We start from the raw sequence: 19,701 nt of genomic DNA, 5'->3' as shown, positions 1-19,701 counted from the left end.
GCAGCGGCGCCACCTTCAATTTCCTGCAGCTGCTCTTCGCTCAGGTTGGCAATGATTTCTTTGTTCAGGTCCAGTTGGTCGGCGGCAGTAGTTACCTTTTTCATCGGAAGGAAATGGTGGAAAGTGAAAAATGAGAGAAAATGAGATAATAAGGAGAGAAATTATTACTCGCCTACTTCAGCTGACACGTGGCCATTGCACGAGGTGGACCAGCAAGAGGTGAAGTCGCCAGCAGCGGCGCCACCTTCAATTTCCTGCAGCTGCTCTTCGCTCAGGTTGGCAATGATTTCTTTGTTCAGGTCCAGTTGGTCGGCGGCAGTAGTTACCTTTTTCATCGGAAGGAAATGGTGGAAAGTGAAAAATGAGAGAAAAACGACCCCAATAACCTAATTAACCGGTGCTATCAGATATGTTGGGTAATTCCTAAATACTGGCCATTATTTAGGTGTTTGTGCAGAACGAAATAACGCGAGGTTAATCCGTTAGTAAATCATCGTCATCATCGAGCGAGAGAGCATCGCCTAAAAAATCCAGCGACTGTTCATCTCCGCCGCCACCCATTACCATGGCTAGCTCGTGCTCGTTGAAAGGCTTAAACTCATAGTTTTCGCCTGAGAAATAAGAGTTTTTTATGTTTTTCATGGGAAATAAAATTGAGGAGCAAGAGTATTTTTTGAAACTGCAAACAGATGAATGGTTGAAGTGAGTCAGAAAATGAAACAGCAGCCTATTAGCTGTGGTATTTTAGGAATGGATAACGAGCTACGAAAACATTTTATTCACGAATGAAGCGGGTGGCTATATGTCGTAAATATGTTGATGTGTTTCAGCTGCTGTTGCCCTTGCTGTTATTGTTGATTCAAATGTAGAAGGGTGGTTTCTCTTACTAAATAATATTACACCAGTCTGCCTTTTGGCGGTACCAAACCGTCGAAACCGGTAGCCTACCCTCATAAGTAGCCCGAATGGCAGGACGAACGCCCACAAAACGAAAAAGCCGGCCCCGCTACAGGGCCGGCTATCCAGTAAGTGACAATAAGTAGGCTAATAAATGCCGCTGGCAGTAGTTTCCGGGAGTACAATGAGGAAGTCGTAACCCAGCACAGTACGCAGCAGGTTCTGGTCGTTGATGCGCAGCTGGCTGCTTAGCCAGGCGTCCCGTAAGGGCCGTAAATCGGTAATATTCCATTGCGTGGTAGCTTGCCCCAGAAAATAGCGCAGGAAGGCAGGAGCCGCTTCCGCAGTATAAGCCACCTCATGCTCTGCATAGGCACCAGCCGTCTTGTTTCCCTGCTTACCCACAACAAATAAGTGCAGAGAGGTGTGGCTCTGAGCTTCGGCCAGGTTGCTTATCAGACTGCCCACATCATAGTAGCCTCCGCTTACCAGCGGACTCAGGTTGCGCGCCACATGAAGCGCGCCCATCTTCACCAGGGTTTGCGGCAGCAAGGGGCCGTGCGTTGCCTGCTGGTGGCGCTGTAGCTCGTGCAGTAGGTTGCGTTTCAGTAAGTTAACCCGCTGTTGGTGCCCGCCGCTGCCCTGCAACTGCCCTTGGTAAATGGCGTGGCTCGCCGCGTAGTCCTGTATCATTGCCTGGACACGGGCATCTTCCGGCTGTGCCAGCATCAGCAGCTGCGCTATTGTTGCCGCTGGAAGCGTGAACAAGGCAAAATCGGGCGTATTCTGCAGCAGGCTGGCGCTGTCCTGGGCCTGGCAGGTATGGGCCAGCTCCCGCAGATACTGCTGAAATGCCGGGCTTTGCACCGCATTGGCCAAACGAGTGAAGAAGCGCCCCGATGAAGCCAGAAATACATGGTCGATACCAACAATGGCAACCTGGCGGTCCAGTAACCGACGAACCAGTTCAAATTCCGCCACCCAGCTATAAAACGACAAGGACCCCGGATGCTGCTGCAGATAGGCCGTGGGTGAGGCCGTGCTCTGAGCCAGCGTGCGCAGGTCCTGCACCTGATACGCATCCACCTCTGCCACAAACAGAGCTGGGTGCAGCAGCTGAGCCAGTGCAGCGGTAAACAGGGGAATCTGCGCCGTACCGTGGTCCTCGCCAACCAGCACGGCCTGGCTTGTCTGAACTGCCTGTTCCAGCAGTGCCCAGCCCGGACCCGCAAACTGATTCTGCGTTACGGTTATCGGATAGCTATGTGCCTGAATCAGCCGCCGTAACAGCCATTGCTGGCCGAATGCGGTGCCCGAAGCAAGCCGGGAAAGGCGCGCAAATAGGGGCTGCTGAAAAAGCTGGGCCATTCCTGCCGAATATAACAGGCACCGCTGGTGCCTGGGTTAACCTGCTGGTATCGGTAAGAATATAGATTTTATGCGAAAATCAGCAGCGGACGTAAAGTATAGGACAAGAAAAAACCCAGAAGCGGCTCGTAAGAGTTGCTTCTGGGTTATCGAGGTAGCGGGGACTGGACTCGAACCAGTGACCTTTGGGTTATGAGCCCAACGAGCTACCAACTGCTCCACCCCGCACTGTTTGGTAATACAAATGTACAAGCCTTTTTGACAAACGCAGCATTTGGGGGTGCAAAAATACAAGAATATTTTATTACCAGTTGATATTCAGGGGGCTAAAATGATAGGTGGTAGTAGAAAAGGCCACGTATTGTACAGAATTATGTATTCACTACGCTATAAACCCGCTGGCCGCGTAAGCGAAGGGCTGTAAATGCTCAGTTTAATTTTTTCCTCAACCTGCACCTCTATGAACATCCTCGCTACCTCGCTCTCCAAGTGGAGCGCTCCGTTTGTACTGGCCGGCTTAACCCTGGCTTCCTGCAACACGGCTCAAACCAACGAGTCGGCATCTACCAGCACTGCCACGGATACCACTGCCACGGCTACGCCCGCGCCGGATGCACCCGCTGGCCCCACACCCGTGAAGCCCAGTGGCCCGGCCCCGGCCTGGGCTACCGGCATCAAGCCCGAAATGCAGGCCGTAATTGAAACTTTGGTCGGCCTGGGCGGCAAACCCATCGAGACCCTATCGGCGCAGGAGGCCCGGCAGCAGCCCACCCCGGCCGATGCCGTGATGAAGCTGATGCAGCAGAATAATATGCCTATGCCCCCGGTAACGGCTGATACCATGAGCCGCATGGTGATGCCCGGCGTGAAGGTGCGCATCTACACGCCCAAAAATGCTACCGGCACGCTACCCGTGGTGGTGTATTACCACGGCGGCGGCTGGGTAATTGCGAATCTTGACACCTATGATGCCTCGGTGCGCGGGTTGGTGGAGAAAACCGGGGCCATCTTTGTATCGGTGGCGTACCGGCAGGCCCCGGAGCACAAATTCCCGACGGCGCACAACGATTCGTTTGCGGCTTACCAGTGGGTGCTGCGCAACGCGGCATCTTTCAAAGGCGACCCGCAAAACGTGGCCGTGGTGGGGGAAAGCGCCGGGGGCAACCTAGCCGCCAGCGTGAGCATGATGGCCCGCGACAAAAAAGTGATGATGCCCAAGCACGAAGTGCTGGTGTACCCCATTGCCGGCTACGACATGAACACGCCGTCGTACCAGAAGAATGCCCAGGCCAAGCCGCTCAACAAGCCCATGATGGCGTGGTTCTTCGATAAATATCTGCGCAACGCCGCCGATGGCAAAAACCCGATGATTTCGCTGGTGAATGCCAACCTGAAAGGTCTGCCGCCCACAACTGTTATTACCGCTAGCTTGGACCCGCTGATGAGCGACGGCCAAATGCTGGCCGACAAGCTAAAAGCAGCTGGCGTAGCCACCAAGTACCAGAACTTCGACGGTGTAACGCACGAATTTTTTGGTATGGCGCCGCTGGTGCCCCAGGCCACCGAGGCCCAGGACCTAGCCGCTGGCGAGCTGAAAAACGCCCTGATGAAGTAGAGCCTGAGATTCAGAGTATAAAACTGAGCGCTTAGAACAAAGAGGTTAGAATCAGGAAGTGCGGCTTCCGCTCCGTTGTCCCACCTAGGGCGCAGAGTGGAACCCCACTTCTTGGTTTTAATCTCTTTGTTCTGAGCTCTGACAGCTAGAATCGGCTGGTGATGCCGAAGTGGATTTTGCCGGCGCTGAGTGAGAGCCGCTGCTGCTGGCTGCGGCCCAGCGCGTACACAAACTGAAACTGCCCCGCGCCGGTGCGGAAACTCAGCCCCGCCCCCAGGCCGGTGGGCGAATCCTGCGGGTACGGGTCGTTGGGGAGGGCGCGGCGCAGGTAGGCCTGGTCGGCAAATAGAAATACGTAGGCGTCGGAGCCGGTGAACTGCCGGAACTCGGCGGTGCCCACGGCGTACTGGCTGGCGTAGAAATTCAGCTCGTTGAAGCCCCGCAGCGTGGCCAGGCCGCCCAGCCGGAACAGGTCGTTGAGGAACAGGCGGTTGTTAATGAGGGCCTCACCCCGCAGCCGCGTCAGCAGTACGCCCTGGCGGCCTACCCGCAGGTAATGCTCGGCCCGCAGCCCCAGCGTAGTCTGGCGAGTGCGGAGCGGTACACCTTCGTAGAAACTTTCCGGTAAATCGGCGTTCCGGCTGATACGCTTGGTGCCCACGGCCCCTTGCCCACTTACCAGCAGCCCCCGCCGCGGAAAGTACGGGTCGTCGAGGGTATTCCAGGTATAGTTGAGGCCGTAGGAAGCGTAGCGGGAATCAACGTTTTCCGGTAGCGTCGTGGCCTTATCGAGGGAGGAATAAATCAGGCGAGAGTTGCGCCACTCGGCAAATACGGCCAGCCGCCCGGCCAGGGCCGTGGGGTAGGCAACCTGTAGCCGCGGCCGGGTATTCAGGAACAGGGTATCCTGCTTGAGCAGATTGAAGGAGCCGCTCAGCTCCAGGGGCGTCCCGAAAAAGGCGGGGTGTACGTATTGGGCATCGAGCAGCTGGGAATTGGCATCCAGCTTCCGCCACTGCAGCCCTACACCCTTACCGCCCCCATTGAGGTTGCGCAGGTTCAGGGTAATGTCGCCGGTAATCTGCACGCGTTTTTGGCCCACAGTGGGCGAGGGATTGGGCAGCACGCCCACAATGGCATCGAACTGATTGGCCGTACGGTCTTCGAGCAGGAAATATACCCGGGCCCGGCCGCGGGCAAAGCGTACTTCGGGCTCGGCCTTGAGCTGCAGGTAGGGCAGCTGGCGCAGGCGGCGGGCGGCTTCCTGAATGCGCTGCTGGCTGAAGGGCTGGTCAGGCTCCAGCTGCAGGTAATCGGTGAGGAACCGGGCGCGGGTTTTGGTCTTGCCCAGAATCTGGATGGAATCAAACACTACCAGCGGGCCGCGCTGCAGCACTACCCGGCCGGTAATGCCCTGATCGGTGAGCCCCACCGAATCGAGGCGGAGCGTAGCGAAGGGGTAGCCCTGGTTTTCGGCTTCGTGCAGGATGTTTTCCTGGAGGCGGGCCCACTCCTGCGGGCGTAGCGGCTGCTGCCGGAACAGCTTGTCGCGGAAGCCGGCCCGGGTGAGCAGCCCGTCGCCGAGGTTGCCGTTGCGCACCTGCGCCCAGCGGAATTGCTCTCCCACGTACAGGCGCACCTGCAGCGTATCGTGGTGCCACTGCACTTCATCGGCCGAAGCGGTGAGGTAAGCATCGTTTTGAAGGGCCAGTACCAAATTGCGCACTTCCCGCAACGCCGTCAGGGAATCGGGCAACGTGGTGCGGTACCGGTAAGGCCGCAGCACAGGCTGGTCGGCAGTTTCCAGCAGCAGGCGCAGGGTAACGGGGCGCACCGGCCGTAGTGGAGCCAGCGGGGTTTTGCGGGTGGAGTCGGGCGGTGGCGCCGCGGCGGGCACGGCCGAAACGGGTGGTGCCGCCGGATTGAGTGGGGTAGTACCCTGGGCGTAAACGGCACCGCTCAGCCACGGGCTCAGCAGCAGTAACCACCAGAAAACAAGGGCGCGGGCGTACATTTGCAGGGCTAAACGCGAAACCAGGCGTTTAATTTCCCAAAAGTACCCTTTCCTGCTTCCGCTCACCGGTTTACCGAACTTTCGGCGGCGGCAGCCAGTTCTTTTCCGCATGGCCGGCCTGTACCTACATATTCCCTTCTGCAAGCAAGCCTGCCACTACTGCGACTTTCACTTCAGCACCTCGCTGGGGCTGAAAAGCCGGCTTACGGAGGCCATGGTGCGGGAGCTGGAGCTGCGCCGGAGCTATCTGCCCGCCGATACCACGCTCAACACCATCTACTTCGGGGGCGGTACGCCTTCCTTGCTGACGGCCACGGAGCTGAATACCCTGCTCACGGCGGTACACCGGCACTTCCGGGTAGCATCCGACGCGGAAATCACGCTGGAAGCTAACCCCGACGACCTCACGCCTGATAAAGTGCGGGAGCTGGCCGCCTCGCCCATCAACCGGCTCAGCATCGGGCTGCAGAGCTTCCACGAGCCCCACCTGCGGATGATGAACCGGGTCCACTCGGCGGAGGAATCCACGACGGGCGTACGGCGGGCCCAGGATGCTGGGTTTGAGAATATTTCGGTGGATTTGATTTACGGCGTACCCGCCCCCGACCACGGCATCTGGGAGCAGGATATGGCCCAGGCCTTTGCCCTGCAGGTGCCCCACCTGAGCTGCTACGCCCTCACCATTGAGCCCGACACGGTATTTGGCCGCCAGCTGCAGAAAGGAAAGTTCTGGGCCGCACCGGAAGAGTTTGTGGCACGGCAGTTTGAGCTGTTGCTGCAGGAAATGGGCCGCCACGGCTACCAGCAGTACGAAATCAGCAACTTCTGCCAGCCCGGCCGCGAGTCGCGCCACAACTCGGCGTACTGGCGCGGGGTGCCTTACCTGGGGCTGGGGCCCAGCGCCCATTCCTTCAATGGCAGCAGCCGGCAGTACACCGTGGCTCACAACCACCAGTACGTAACGGCGGTGCTGGAGCAGGGCACCGTGCCGGCCACCGTGGAGCACCTTTCGCCCCGCGACCAGGCCAATGAGTACCTGATGACCAGCCTGCGCACCGCCCAGGGCTGCAACCTGGTCCGCCTGCGCACTGAGCTGGGCGTAGACCTGCGGGGCGAGAAGGGCGCTTACCTGCGGGAGCTTGAGCAAACCGGCTTGGCTCATCTCGACGCGGATGAGTATCTGCGCCTGACCGATGCCGGCAAGCTGCTGGCCGACCACATTACATTGGAGCTGTTTCAGGGCTAGCACGCCTCTGTGTGCTTGCGTTTCGGGCCGCCCGCACTGGGAAATAGTAGCCATTGTCGGCTTTTCTTTTTTCTTTGAAACAGCCAACCGGCCGCCCGCTCAGCAGTAGCGCGGGCTACTGCCGCCGGGTACCCTACCGGTTAAGTTGCCAGCAGCATGAAAATGAGACGATTAATTGACGCCCTGGCCGATGATACCGATTTCTTTATTGAGCAGGTACAGATTACGGCCATTGTATTCGACAACTCCGACGACGTAACGATTTGGGCTACCACGTACTTTGATCAGGAACCGCATTTTTTCCACCTGGGCCTGCCGTTCCAGCAGCTGGATTTGCTGCTGCGCTTGGCCGGCAGCCGGGCCGAAGCCCTGCAGGAAGACGTAGCCGATGCCCTGGCCACCGTGCAGGAGTGGCCCTGTCTGCTGCAGTACAACACAGAAGCCGACCCGCCCGTGCCCCTGCCCAACGTGGCCCTGAAGCTGTCCTGCACCTATCCCGCCGACTTGTTTGAGGACGAAGAAGAGGAAGGCGAGGAAGAAGACAGCTTCGATATCAGTATGAACGCTGAGAGCGAGGAGGAGTACGAGTCGGGCCAGCCCCATAATATCTTCTACCTCGAAGACGTGTTCCTGCGCATTGAGCCGTGAGGGAAAAGGATGAATTATGAGAGTTGAGTTATGAATTGATTGTACTGTAGCAGCGGCAGTAATAGCCCGGAACTCAACTTTCATAACTCATCATTCAACTCTCAACCAGCTATGTTCTACCTCATTCCCGGCCTGGGAGCCGATGAGCGGGTGTTTCAGCGGCTGCAGCCGTTGCTGCGCGGCGAAACCTGCCTGCTGCCCTGGCTCACGCCGGAGCCCGATGAATCCTTGCCGCACTACGCGGCCCGCATGGCCGCCGATATTCCGGCGGATGCCACGGGGCTGCTGGTAGGTGTGTCGTTTGGGGGCGTGGTGGCGCTGGAAATCAGCCGGCTGCGGCCGGGGCTGCGCACGGTGCTCATCAGCAGCATTCCGGATGCCAGCTGTCTGCCGCCGCTGCTAAAGCTGGTGCGGGCCTCGGGGCTCTACCGGGTGTTTCCGCCCCAGTGGCTGAAGCTGTTTCCGCGGGCGGGGCAGTGGTATTTCGGGGTGCAGAATGGAGCGGAGTACCGGATGTTCAAGCAGATTCTGCGGGATATGGAGCCGCGCTACACCCGCTGGGCCGTGGCCAGCCTCCTGCACTGGGACAGCACCCACGTGGGCCGCAGTATCCAGATTCTGGGCACCCACGACCGGGTATTTCCGCCCGGCCCCACACCCGTGGAGTATCTCATCCCCGGCGGTGGCCACTTCATGGTATACAGCCACGCCAAGGAAATCAGCCGCATTCTGAACAAGCTGGTGGCTGAAGTCTAAATGCCCATCATCCTCACTACCTCATCACCCCTATGCTTGCCACGTACCCCTATCAGGGTCATACCTTCGCCTTCGACCCGGCTGCCCCACTGGATATTTCGCTCCCACTGGCTCCGGGTGAAAATCAGATAAACTGCTTCTGGGCCGAGCCGGTGCAGGTGGAGGTGATTCGGGTGGGCAGCTTTGTGGGCAGCGTGGCGCTGGGCGGCAGCACCAACTACCAGCGCGTGCACCTCACGCCCCATGGCAACGGCACCCATACGGAGTGCTACGGCCACATTTCCCCCGACCCCGCCGCTACCCTCGACCGGTGCCTGCGGCGGTTCCTGTTTGTGGCCCGGCTGGTATCGGTGCAGCCCCGCCCCCGGCCCAACGGCGACGAGGTAGTGCTGCTGGAAGATGTGCGCCGGGAGCTGGAACACGGCCCCGATGCCGCCGTGCAGCCCGAGGCACTTATTCTCCGCACGCTGCCCAACCACCGCAGCAAGCGCACCCGCCACTATTCCGGCACCAATCCCACCTACCTGGAGCCCGCTTTGGCCGAATACCTGGCCGCGCACCACGTAGAGCACCTACTGCTGGACCTGCCCAGCGTGGACCGGGAAGAGGACGGCGGCCAGCTGCTGGCGCACCACGCCTTCTGGCAATACCCGCACAACACGCGCCACGCGGCCACCATCACGGAGCTGATTTTCGTGCCCGACGAGGTGGAGGATGGCCTGTATCTGCTGAATCTGCAGGTAACCAGCTTGCAGCTGGATGCCAGCCCCAGTAAGCCGGTGCTCTATGCGCTGCGGCAGGCGTAACATACAGTAGCCGCGCTTAGCAACATAAACGACTAGAACAGCACAGCCCCCGACCTGTAGCAGGCCGGGGGCTGTTCAATGGTATTCAGATTCCTTGCGACGCTCGGAACGACGGGCGGGCTAGTTCAGCCACACGGTCAGGAGCATTTCGAAGCGGTGGGGGCCGTAGGCGTTATAGTAGGGGGCTTCGCCTTCGAAACCCAGTACGTGCACCAGGGGCATGCCTTCGGTGCGCGAATCTACTACTCGCACGGGGTACAGCTGGCCTTCCTCGGGCCAATCACCCACGTGGTTGTAGGGGCGCTGTCCGGCGTCCACGCAGCGGGCGTAATCAATGAAAGGAGCGTGGCGGGTGGCTTCCGCCAGCGTCAGGTTGGCAACTTCGTATTTCGGCATGATGCGCTGTTCTACAAAAAACCGACCAGGATAATTCCCGGTGCGTGCTGAAGCTCGTCAGGTTCAGCAAATTAAACTACTGGCTACAGCTTGAACTGCAAGCTGACTTTGACCCCAAAGGTACGGGCTCCGGGCGAGTTTCGGTACGTGAGGCGGTGCAGGAAGTCAACGCGCGCCACCCGCAGAATGTTCTCGACCCCGTACCCAACTTCGGCGTAGGGCAGGCGGCCCAACGATTGAAACGCCGGCAGCGGGCCGCCATTCACGGGGTCTTCGCGGGGGATAATACGGCGGTTGGCCTCGCTCACGCCGCCCCACAATACGTTGCCGGTGGCCACCAGCCGCCAGTTGAGCTGCTTGATGGCCGGCAGGGAATTCAGCAGAAACCCATCAAACAGGTTTTCGGCCCGCAACGCCACGTACCGGTCACTCACGAACTCAAAATAGCGCATCAGGTTGAAGGCCCCGGCGTTATAAAACGGTGACTGGTTGCCGAGGTGCGTTTTGAGCACCGGGTAAGGCACCGTGCTGGGAATATAGCCGGCATCGAGGCGGTAGTCGAGGCGGCCCACCTGGCCCAGCCGGATACTTTGGTCGATGAGCAGGTTGAGCTTGTGGTAGCGGAAATCGGAGCCCAGTACGTCATCTACGCCCAGCGTGTAGCGCACCGTGAATACCGGCCAGCGCTTCAGACCGATGGCCGTGCGGCGGTTGCGGTTGTCGGGCACCAGTACCTCGTCGCGGGCGTAGCGGGATTCCAGCACCAGCTCCGAGAGGTCGAACCGGTCGTTGGTGGGGGCGCCGGGGGCAAACTCCCGGGTGTAGTAGGCAAACGGGTACAGCGGCTGAAACCGTTGCCGGCGCAGAATTACCCGCTGCGTGAACCCCCGGAATAAATCCGACTGCAGGCTCAGTGTGGTCAGGTCGCGGATGAGGGGGCGGCTGCCGCTGATGTTGCCCAGGCGCGCCGAGGCCTCGAACAGCGGGTTTTCGAGGGCGTAGTCGTTATCCAGCAGGGCCACCTGGTCCAGGTCGCGGCGGTGCTCAAAGTTAGTCACCGTCCAGTGGCGGCGGTCCAGCACGCGCTGCACCCGCAGGCCGTATTTGAAGCGTCCGTCGCGGGTGCCGTAGGCCAGGTAGGTGCGCACCAGCCAGTCGCGGCTCCATTCGGGCGTGGTCCGAAAACCGAAGCGCAGCCGGTGGCCCTCAATATTGTTGAAGCTGTACGTGCTCAGCAGCGGGCCCCAGTCGATTTTACCGGCGCGGTAGTAGCCGTTCACGGCCACATCGGCCAGCTCCAGCAAAGAGCGCACGGCCGGGAGCTTGCGCACGGTGTCCAGCACCATCAGCGTAGCGCGCTCCTGCTGGCTCAGGGTATCGGGGCGGTTCTGCTCGAAGAAGCCCTTGGGCACGTCGAAAGCATCGGCGGCCGTTTCCAGCGGCCGGTCGTAGAAGGGCAAAGGCCGGGGCTGATTAGCGACGAAGCCGGAATTAATAGTAGTGAAGCGGGCAGCTATGCCAGTGCTGCCCTTGGTGGGCCGGATGCCGATAACCACGTGCGTGCGCCGCGGCAGCCCGGGCCCGGCCGAGCTGGGCACCAGCTCCTGCTGCACCGCCACGCGCTCCACAAAGTTCAGGTTAGCCTCGGGGCTGACTACTAGGTCCAGCTTGCGAAGGGCGTAGGTGTCGGTAGTAATCCAGATAGTGCCCACGAAGGCCAGGTCCTGCGGCCGCCGGGGCTGCACCCCAATGCGGTAGCAGAAGTCGGAACCCACCAGCACCGAGTCTTGCAGTTCGTACTCATAGGTGAACTTCCAGCCGTCGGCAATAGGCGAGATGAAGTCCTTGCCCAGCAGCTGCTGCCAGTTGCGGTAAAAGTCCCAGTCCTGAAAGGACGAGCCCATAATCTGCGACACCACCGAGCCCTCCCGGGGCGTGGCCCCGCGCATCTGGGTACGCCGGATTTCCTCCCGCCGTCGCAGAGGCTCATTCAGCTGGTAATATTTCGACAGCACTTCGGAGGCAAATACCGGCACCATGGCCCGGCCGTTGGCGTCGCGGCCCACGCCCAGGCTGTCGGCCACCTGCGTCAGCTGGCGCAGCACCCGGCGGCGGCTCACGGCATCGGGCAGGTTATTGAGGGCCACCTCGGTGCGGTTGTAGCTGTCGAACTCGAAAGCGGTGAGGCTGCTCTTGTTGTTGCGGGGCTTCTGCTGTTGCACCCGCCGCAGAATGCGGTAGGCCGGATTCTCGCGGGGCCGCACCACCACTTCGCCCAACGAAACCGAGCCGCTGCCCAGTGCGAAATTCACGGTTTGCGCTCCGGCCGTGGTGCTGACCTTTTTCTTCAGGGTGGTAAACCCAATGGCCGAAGCCGCCAGCGTATCCACGGGACCAGTCACCGTGAGCTGGTAGCGGCCGGTCTCATCGGCGGTAGCGCCCTGGGTTGTTCCGCGCACAAACACTGAGGCAAAGGGAACGGGCTTGACCGTGCTGGCCTCCGTGATACGTCCACTGAACACGATGCGCTGCGCCCGGGCCGCCGGAGCGCCTACCAGCAAGAGCAGTAACAGCAGCGGGTAAAATGGACGCATAGCGGAAACAATCGGAATGGGACGGAGCAGGGCAAACTAACTGCAGTAAGATACCGAGCGGTAACCGGAAAACCGAACGCCGCCGGTTATACAGTCGAGCTTATTTGGGACATTCTTCGCGGGTGAGGGTTTCGTTGATGTTAATGGCGGCGGCGCTGCCTTCGGCGGCCGCTAACAGGGCCTGCTGGGTGCCGGGGGTAGTGTCGCCGGCGGCGTAGAGGCCGGGCACGGTGGTCTGCTGCTTTTTATCCACCCACACCGCGCCTTTGCTGTTGCGGCGGCAGCCCAGCTGCTCGGCCAGGGTGGTGCGCTGGTGCTGGTGGGCGTGGATAAACACGGCCGTGCGGGCCAGCTTCTCCCCCGACTCAAATACGATGTGCCGGAGCTCTCCGCCTTTGGTACCCTCCAACCGGATAATGGGCTCCTCGCGCACCTGAATTTTCTGCTGGCGCAGGCGGCGGCGGGCGTTGGCCGTGAGGTAGGCCGGGTCTTCCACGCAGGCTACCACATCGGGGCTCCAGCGGCTCACCAGCAACGCCAGCCCGGTTACCAGCTTAGCCCGGCCGTACACGGCCAGCGGCTGATTCCGCACCTCCCAGCCGTGGCAGTAGGGGCAGTGCAGTACGCCCCGGCCCCATAAGTCGCGCATTCCGTCAATTGGTGGCAGCTCGTCTTCCACCCCGGTAGCCAGCAGCACCTTGCGGGCCGTAACGGTACTCGTGCGGCCGGTGGGGCCTTCCAGCGTCAGCTCAAAGTGCTTCCCGATAGAGGTTACGGCCGTTACCCGAGCTTGTCGGATTTCCACCGTCTCATAGGGTTGCAACTGTTCCTGGCCCAGGCGTAGCAGGTCGGCGGGCTTGGTACCGTCCCGCGTGAAGAAGCCCTGTACGGCGGGAGAAGGGGCATTACGGGGCGCGCCGCCATCCAGCACCAGCACCCGGCGCAGGCAGCGGCCCAGCACCAGCGCGGCACTCAGGCCGGCGGAGCCCGCCCCCACAATAGCAACATCAACATCGGTCAGTGGCTGGCGGGGGGCGTGGTGGCGCATGGGAGTAGAGCTGATACTAGGTTGGGAGGTCTATACCCTGAAAGTGGGTGCGGGGTTGGCCGGAGTGGACTGACCACAACAGAAACGGCCCCCTCTCCAGCGGAGAAGGGGCCGTTAGGTAGGCTATAAGGAGCTTTCGAAAATTACTCCTGCACCAAGCGTTGCACGAAAGATTGACCGTTGCCCTGGACTTGTACAAGGTACACGCCTTTGGGCAGGGCCGCCGTACGCAGCGACTCATCCGTACCGCCTTGCTGGGCGGTCGAGCGCACCACGCGGCCGGCCATATCGGTGATGGTGACCTGATAGGAGCCGGGGCTGAGCGTGCTCAGGTCGAGGCGGGCATCCTGCTGGCCGGAGGTCGGGTTGGGGTACACCTGCACGGCAGCGGGCAGCGACGTGGCAAAGCTCACCGTCTGCACGGCGCTGAAGGCTTCCGTGCCGTCCGTGTCCACCTGGCGCAGGCGGTAGTACACCACCCGGCCCTGGGCTTTAGCCGCTACTCGGGCATCAATGGCCGTGTAGGGCGTGGCCGAGGCTTTGGTGCCCTGGCCTTTCACCTGCTCGATGGCCGAAAACTGCTGGCCGTCGAAGCTGCGCTCCACCACGAAGTAGTCGTTGTTGACTTCCTGGGCCGTGGTCCAGGCCAGCTTGGCGTCCTGCCCAGCGGCCTGCGCCGTGAAGCTCACCAGCGTTACCGGCAGCGGACCGTTGCTTACCGGAGCTACGCCCGAGAATTCAGAAGTACCCATGTTAGCAACCGTAGCCGTGGCCGTGACGCGGGCTCCGTTAGCGGTCAAAGCAGCCAATTGCGCAGAGTTCAGCGAAGAAGTGGGGATGGAGAACTGGAACATGTTGGCGTTGGTTTCGCTGCCCTGATCCAGGCCGTTCATCAGGGCGCTGTACGACTTGCGGCCGGTGGCTGCGTCATCCGAGGTGCCTTCCGTGCGGAACGCCAGGTAGGTCTGGCCTTCGCCGAAGTTCGTGGGGTCGGTAGCTGCTACGTAGATTTCTACCCGTGCTCCGGCCGGAGCGTAACCCGCCAGCAACAGGTTGCCACCATTGATGCGGGCTTGCGTAATAACCGGGAACGTAAGCAGACCGTTGGCCCCGCTGGCGGTAGTGCGGCCGCTGGCATTTTTGGTCACGCCGTCACCATCGGCAGTGCCACCGTTGGCCAGGTCAATGGCCAGGTTGCCGTTACCGCTGAACGAGTTCTGCGTGAACGAGTTGTTGGAACCGGCAATAGCCACAATACCGTCGCCGGCGTTGTTTGTGAACGTATTCAGGCTAACCACGTTACCCGTACCAGCGGTACGAATAGCCAAGCCGGCCTTCTGTACACCATTCAGGGTTCCGTTGCCTTTGATAAGGTTACCCGTGATGGTATTGTTGCTATTGGTACCGCTGATGAAGTCAATACCCATAGCAGCGTTGTTCACAATCTGGTTGTTGCTGATGGTAGACCCCGTAACCCCGGTAAACTCAATGCCATCGGCATCGGCACGGGTGGAGTTGCGAATCACGTTGCCCGTGATAGTTACGCCGCTCAGGGCATTCAGGCCGATGTTGGCTCCGTTGCTGTAGAACGTGCTGTTCTGAATAACCGCGCCCGTTACGCTAGCCCCGTCGAGGCGCAGACCCTGGTCGGTGCCGTTGGTGGCACCCGTCAGGCCCAGGCCGTTGAGGGTGAAGTTGCTGCCCGTTACGTACAGACCACCGCCATTACGGCCAGCTTGGCCGTTGAAGTTGATGGTTACTTCCGGACCGGTAGTCGATTCGGCCACAGCGGCGTTGGTATCACCGGTGCGCAGCGTCTGCTGGTTGCCGTCGATGGTAGTACCAGCATCCGTTACGGCGGGCAGCGCACCGGAGGCGGCCGTCAGCGTGATGGTAGCTTGGCCGTTGCTGGCGCCACCGTTGAGGCCGCTGCGCATGCCGCTCGGCACATTGGTCGTCCGCCCGTCGCCAATCATGAAGACGGAGGTTTCCCGACCAGCCGTCAGGCCTTCCTGGCTGAGGTTAGTGTTAGCCAGGCCATTGGAGTTGGTAATGAACTGAGCCAGCGAGCCAATACCCGAAGGATTGGTATTAACAATAACGTCGAAGTTGAAGCCGAACTCATACGAGGTAGTACCCACCGGGCGGTTCAGCACCTGAGCAGGGCTGATGGACTGGGGCGTGGCCGTACTGCTGGTGAGTGCGCTCAGCGCTTGGGAGCCGGAGTTGGCGGGTGCGTCGGCCAGCAGCGGGTTCTCGCCGCCTACCCGGTTTACATCTTCCGCAATGTAGGTGAGTACCGGCAGCAGGCCCGCCGGGGTGCTACCCGTGGCGCGTACCGACGTTACGGTGCTGTTTACTACCCGAATGGTGTAGTTACCCGGAAACTGGTCAGCAAAGGTGTAGGCCCCACCCGTGGTAGTGGTGGTGGTGGCCACCAGCGTGCCACTCTCGTTGTACAGCTCTACCCGGGCATTGGTGCGGCCAATGGCATTCTGGGCAAAGCCGGAAGCCACGGCGGCAGCATTGGCGGTGGCGTAAGGCCGGCCGGCACCGCCGCCGTAGTTCACGTCATCGAACACAGTGCCGACAATATCGCTGGTAATCACTACCGGAATAGTGACGGTGCCCGTGTTGGAGGAAATGGCCCCCGAGTTGTCGTAGGCCTGGTACGTGAACTTGGCGTCGCCGGAATAGCCGGCCGTTGGGTCAAACGTCAACTGACCCGCCTGCGTTGGCGTCAGCTCCTGGCCGCTGGTTACAGGCGCGCCGTTGTTCAGGCGCAGAACGCCCTGCGAAGCATCGGGCAGGGAGGTAACCACGTACGAAACGATGCTGCCATCCGAATCGGTGCCCGACAGGGCCGGAATGGCGGTAGCAGCGGCTCGGTCCGACATGCGGGGAGTTGTAATATCGGCTACCGTGGGAGCTGCGTTGGAAGCACAGTTGCTACCGTCCTTAGCTCGGGTGGCAACCGTGGCATTGGTTACCTGCACGTCATCGAGGCGGAAGGTGGTATTACCCCCGTTCCGAACCAAGACAATCTGTACATTTCGCACCCCGGTAGCCGTGTATGGTACCGAAATGGGCGTTGTAGTATTGGCCGTGAGCGTAACAAACGTAGGACCAACGGTGGTGGCAACCGTACCGTTCTCGTTCAGGAAGTTGATCGTGTATTGAGGACGGTTAGTGCCGGTACCTCCAACCACACTAGACTGCATGTTGAAGGAAACCGTACCGCCAGTCAGCTGGAGCAGCGGAGTGGTGTACGAAACGGATGTACCAGCGGCAACCGAGGCTGACGTCAGGAATTCCCGGCCGTTGATGTTTGTACCATCAGAAATAGTAAGGCCCGAAACGGCCGCGCAGTAGTCGATAATCCGGCCTTCGAAATCCTCCGAGAAAGTGGCGTTATCGGCTGCGTTAATCGTCTGAACAGCCACGTTGTTGTCCGTATTGTTGTCCGGGCTGGTGGTGCTGTTGATGGTGGCAGTAGTGGTGAGGTCACCGGTTTGCGCCACGCGGGCTACCAGCGTCATCGTGGCGCTGCCACCACCCAGCAAAGTACCTACGCTCCATACGCCAGAGTTGTAGGTGCCGCCGGTTTGGGTAGAGCTAACAAACGTGAGGCCCGTAGGTAGCGGGAAATCTACGGTAACTGCGGTAGCAGTTGCGGCGGAGGAGGCTACTACCGTGTACGTTACCGTTTGCCCTACGCGGTAGGGGCCCAGGGTCACACGCTGCGTAACGGCCAAGTCAGCGGCTGTAATGTTAGAAGCCGTGACGGGCAGGCTATACGTTGCGGTGTTGGATACCGAGCCCAAATCATCCGTAGCCGAATAGGTGAACGAACGAGTGGTAGTACCAGTAGTAGGAGCCGTGTAGCTGAGCAGGCTTACTTGGTCAGCCGGAATAACTTGGTTAACAGTAACTGCAGTGCCATTGAAAAACAAGGTGCCGTTGCCATTACCGGGTAGAGACAGAATCTTGAAGGAGGCTACCGTCGAGTTACCCTGCGGGTCAGTGGCGCGCAGGGGCAGAATGGGCTGGTTGCCGGAGCCGAGGGCTACGGTCGTATTCGTCACATTCTGCGCCGTAGGGGCAGCATTCACTACCGTGGTAATCTGGGCGGCCGGCTGCGTGCCGTTGTTGTTGCCGATAATCGGGTCGGAGGTGTTGGCCGTGTTGCGGGCCGTGCCGGTTACCGTATTGTTGGGCATGGTGAAGCTCACGGTGTTGGTAACCGAAGCGCCCGAGGCAAGCAGAGGAGTAGCGTTGAACGTTACTAGACCGGTACCCGAGTTGTACGAGCCGTTGGTCACGTTCACGCCACTCAGGTTGGCCGCCAGCTGGATGGTGGGCACCACATTGTTGGCGGCGTCCAGGCCGCTGTTGTTGGTGGTGGTAGCCGTGTACGTAACGGTACCGCCCACGTTGGCATAGGTGTTACCCGTAATGGTGGTCGTCACATCGGCCTCTTCGCACCAGGTGAAGGCGGAAATGTATACGGCCTGGGTGCCGGGGTTTGCAATTTCCGTCTGCAGGTTTTTGTAAATCAGCTCCAAGCGCACAATGGCATCGGTAAACGTGATGGTCACGTTGCCATCGGGACCCACGGTGCTGCCCGAGCCCGTAGCAGGGTTGGTGCGGCCCGTAATGCGGTTGTTGCCATTAAAGAAGTTATTGCCGTTGGGCGCCAGCGACACGTCACCGGGGTCCAGCTGCACCACCGTGCCATCGGCCCGGTAGCCGTTAAACGTCACGTCGTCCACAAAGGCGCTGCCTTCCGCCGCGGTGCCTTTATCCAGGTCACCCATCGTGAAGCTGAAGTTCTTCAGCGGCCGACTGAAATAGAAATTGGCCGTGCTGGTGGTATTGGCCGTGCTGGTGTAGTCCGTAAACCAGTCCAGGGCGTAACCGGGGCTGCCCGCCCGACGGTCCGTCGTCAGCGTGGTTTCGCCGGCGGCCGCGTTTGATGAATAGCCACTGACCCCATTCAGGTTGTTGCTGATGGTGACGGCACTGTTCGTAACGGTAACGGAGCGGTTGGTTTTCCAGTCCTCGTTATTGGGCCGGGTCGTAAAGTCGAACACGGAAGCCTGCCCGCAGGTGGCCTTGTTAACCGGAATGCCCAGGCGGGCGGGGGCGGAAGTCGCCCCTAGGTTGTTGGTAGCCGTGAAGGTAGCAATGGCCGAAGTGCCCGAGTAGCCTGCTGCCGGCTGGAACGAAAGCAGCGACGAGTTGGCCACGGGGTAGCTCTGGTTAGCCACCGCCGGCGCATTGTCCACGTACAGGGTGCCGGTGCTGGCGGCGGGCAGTCGCGTAAACGTGAACGAGCTGACGGTACCGTCGCCGTTTGAGAAACCCCAGGCTGCCAGGTCCCGCAGCGGCTGCCGCAAACCATTGCTGATGAGCGTGGCAGTGGTAAAGTCGTAGGTAGTAGGCGGAATGCTGTTGTATACCTGGAAGGAGTACGTCGCTACGTTGGAGCGCGCCCCCAGAGCATCAACTGCATCGAAAGTGAAAGTGCGGGTACCAACCGCCGCGCCGGTGTTGCTGACGAAAGCTAGGTACTGTGCCTGCTGCACCGAAACGTTCAGCCCTACAGTTACCTGCGTATAGTTTGCCAGCGCTGCGTCAGCAACGTACAGAGTTCCGCTGGCGGGAAGAGAAAGAAACCGGAAGCCCGTCAGGTTGTTATCCGCGTCCGTTGCCGCCAGCCCTTCATTGAAGTAGGCCGCGCTGCCGTTGTTAATGACCGGTACTGTGCCGGTCACATCCGTAGCTACCGGAGCAGCCGCCGGGCGGGCCGCCACGGAGCCTTTCATCGATGTCCGAAAGCTGCTGGGGCGCAGCAGTTCCGCCATCGGTTGGCTCAGAAGATCTGTCACCCGCGAGGCATTCAGCGCCGCCTGCTGTTCAGCAGCGGGCTTTAGGGCTTCGGAAGCCGTGCGGGATTTGGGAGCCCGTAGCTGCGGTAGCTGTTGTGCCTGCGCAGTACTAGGCAATGCCAGCCCAACGGCAGTCCAGCACGCAGAGAGTGCCAAGGCGCGTAAGAGTGTTTGCATGCGTATGAAATTTTAGTAAAAGCCAAAAAAACAGGCGTTTCCATATTGAGAAAGCTCGACGTAAAATTACTTGGTTCCATCATATTTAGCGCACACCAAATATTGACATTTAACAAGATTTTACTATGCTAAATCCTGTATTTGGGATAAGCTGATGGTATGCACCTCGTTGAACCAGTTTGTACAGGCAAGAAAAAATCCTTCCCGATATGAGAAGGATTTTTTTCTGCTCTTGTGTGTAAGTC

Annotated in this window: 14 protein-coding genes and 1 tRNA gene; 5 read left to right on the top strand and 10 right to left on the bottom strand. The window is 60.1% G+C overall.

Annotated elements, in window-relative coordinates; all coding sequences use genetic code 11:
- From LF252_RS23200 to LF252_RS21870, 5 genes are all read right to left on the bottom strand, one after another.
- A partial coding sequence (locus LF252_RS23200; RefSeq protein ID WP_226271733.1) for a class I lanthipeptide occupies nucleotides 1–104 on the bottom strand: 104 nt, incomplete at its 3' end.
- 60 nt (nucleotides 105–164) lie between these two features.
- Nucleotides 165–335, bottom strand: coding sequence for a class I lanthipeptide (locus LF252_RS21885; RefSeq protein ID WP_226271727.1), 171 nt, complete (start codon nucleotides 333–335; stop codon nucleotides 165–167).
- A 139-nt stretch (nucleotides 336–474) separates the two neighbouring features.
- Entirely contained in the window at nucleotides 475–642 is a 168-nt protein-coding gene (locus LF252_RS21880; protein ID WP_226271726.1) for a hypothetical protein, read from the bottom strand.
- Between the two features lie 402 nt (nucleotides 643–1,044).
- Nucleotides 1,045–2,265 carry a hypothetical protein gene (locus tag LF252_RS21875; protein WP_226271725.1) on the bottom strand — a complete coding sequence of 407 codons (1,221 nt, stop codon included), beginning with the start codon at nucleotides 2,263–2,265 and terminating at the stop codon, nucleotides 1,045–1,047.
- A gap of 155 nt (nucleotides 2,266–2,420) precedes the next feature.
- Nucleotides 2,421–2,493: transfer RNA gene (locus tag LF252_RS21870), tRNA-Met, on the bottom strand.
- A 232-nt stretch (nucleotides 2,494–2,725) separates the two neighbouring features.
- On the opposite strand from LF252_RS21870, the gene LF252_RS21865 reads away from it, so the two are divergent.
- Complete coding sequence (locus LF252_RS21865) at nucleotides 2,726–3,880, top strand: alpha/beta hydrolase (protein ID WP_226271724.1); 1,155 nt, start codon at nucleotides 2,726–2,728, stop codon at nucleotides 3,878–3,880.
- A 145-nt stretch (nucleotides 3,881–4,025) separates the two neighbouring features.
- On the opposite strand, the gene LF252_RS21860 is transcribed toward LF252_RS21865, so the two are convergent.
- Nucleotides 4,026–5,894 carry a BamA/TamA family outer membrane protein gene (locus LF252_RS21860; protein ID WP_226271723.1) on the bottom strand — a complete coding sequence of 623 codons (1,869 nt, stop codon included), beginning with the start codon at nucleotides 5,892–5,894 and terminating at the stop codon, nucleotides 4,026–4,028.
- 109 nt (nucleotides 5,895–6,003) lie between these two features.
- Between LF252_RS21860 and hemW the strand changes: the two genes are divergently transcribed.
- From hemW to LF252_RS21840, 4 genes are all read left to right on the top strand, one after another.
- A complete protein-coding gene (gene hemW, locus LF252_RS21855; protein ID WP_226271722.1) occupies nucleotides 6,004–7,140 on the top strand; it encodes a radical SAM family heme chaperone HemW in 1,137 nt (378 codons plus the stop codon).
- Between the two features lie 162 nt (nucleotides 7,141–7,302).
- On the top strand, nucleotides 7,303–7,788 hold the full coding sequence (locus LF252_RS21850; RefSeq protein WP_226271721.1) for a hypothetical protein: 486 nt from the start codon (nucleotides 7,303–7,305) through the stop codon (nucleotides 7,786–7,788).
- Between the two features lie 111 nt (nucleotides 7,789–7,899).
- The gene (locus LF252_RS21845) at nucleotides 7,900–8,544 is read left to right on the top strand and encodes an alpha/beta fold hydrolase (protein WP_226271720.1); all 645 of its coding nucleotides are present in this window, start codon (nucleotides 7,900–7,902) and stop codon (nucleotides 8,542–8,544) included.
- A 32-nt stretch (nucleotides 8,545–8,576) separates the two neighbouring features.
- Nucleotides 8,577–9,350, top strand: coding sequence for a cyclase family protein (locus tag LF252_RS21840; protein WP_226271719.1), 774 nt, complete (start codon nucleotides 8,577–8,579; stop codon nucleotides 9,348–9,350).
- Nucleotides 9,351–9,470: 120 nt separating this feature from the next.
- Here the strand turns inward: LF252_RS21840 and LF252_RS21835 are convergent, their stop codons facing one another.
- From LF252_RS21835 to LF252_RS21820, 4 genes are all read right to left on the bottom strand, one after another.
- The gene (locus tag LF252_RS21835; RefSeq protein ID WP_226271718.1) at nucleotides 9,471–9,746 is read right to left on the bottom strand and encodes a hypothetical protein; all 276 of its coding nucleotides are present in this window, start codon (nucleotides 9,744–9,746) and stop codon (nucleotides 9,471–9,473) included.
- 83 nt (nucleotides 9,747–9,829) lie between these two features.
- A complete protein-coding gene (locus LF252_RS21830) occupies nucleotides 9,830–12,340 on the bottom strand; it encodes a DUF5686 and carboxypeptidase-like regulatory domain-containing protein (protein WP_226271717.1) in 2,511 nt (836 codons plus the stop codon).
- A gap of 100 nt (nucleotides 12,341–12,440) precedes the next feature.
- Nucleotides 12,441–13,388, bottom strand: a complete 948-nt coding sequence (locus LF252_RS21825; protein WP_226271716.1) for an NAD(P)/FAD-dependent oxidoreductase — start codon at nucleotides 13,386–13,388, stop codon at nucleotides 12,441–12,443.
- Between the two features lie 143 nt (nucleotides 13,389–13,531).
- Complete coding sequence (locus LF252_RS21820) at nucleotides 13,532–19,456, bottom strand: right-handed parallel beta-helix repeat-containing protein (protein ID WP_226271715.1); 5,925 nt, start codon at nucleotides 19,454–19,456, stop codon at nucleotides 13,532–13,534.
- Nucleotides 19,457–19,701: the final 245 nt, after the last annotated feature.

The sequence above is a fragment of the Hymenobacter pini genome (assembly GCF_020421205.1).
In the GTDB taxonomy this organism is placed as follows: domain Bacteria; phylum Bacteroidota; class Bacteroidia; order Cytophagales; family Hymenobacteraceae; genus Hymenobacter; species Hymenobacter pini.
Note: the sequence above shows the minus strand (reverse complement) of the source record. Positions and strands in the feature narration are given on the sequence as shown.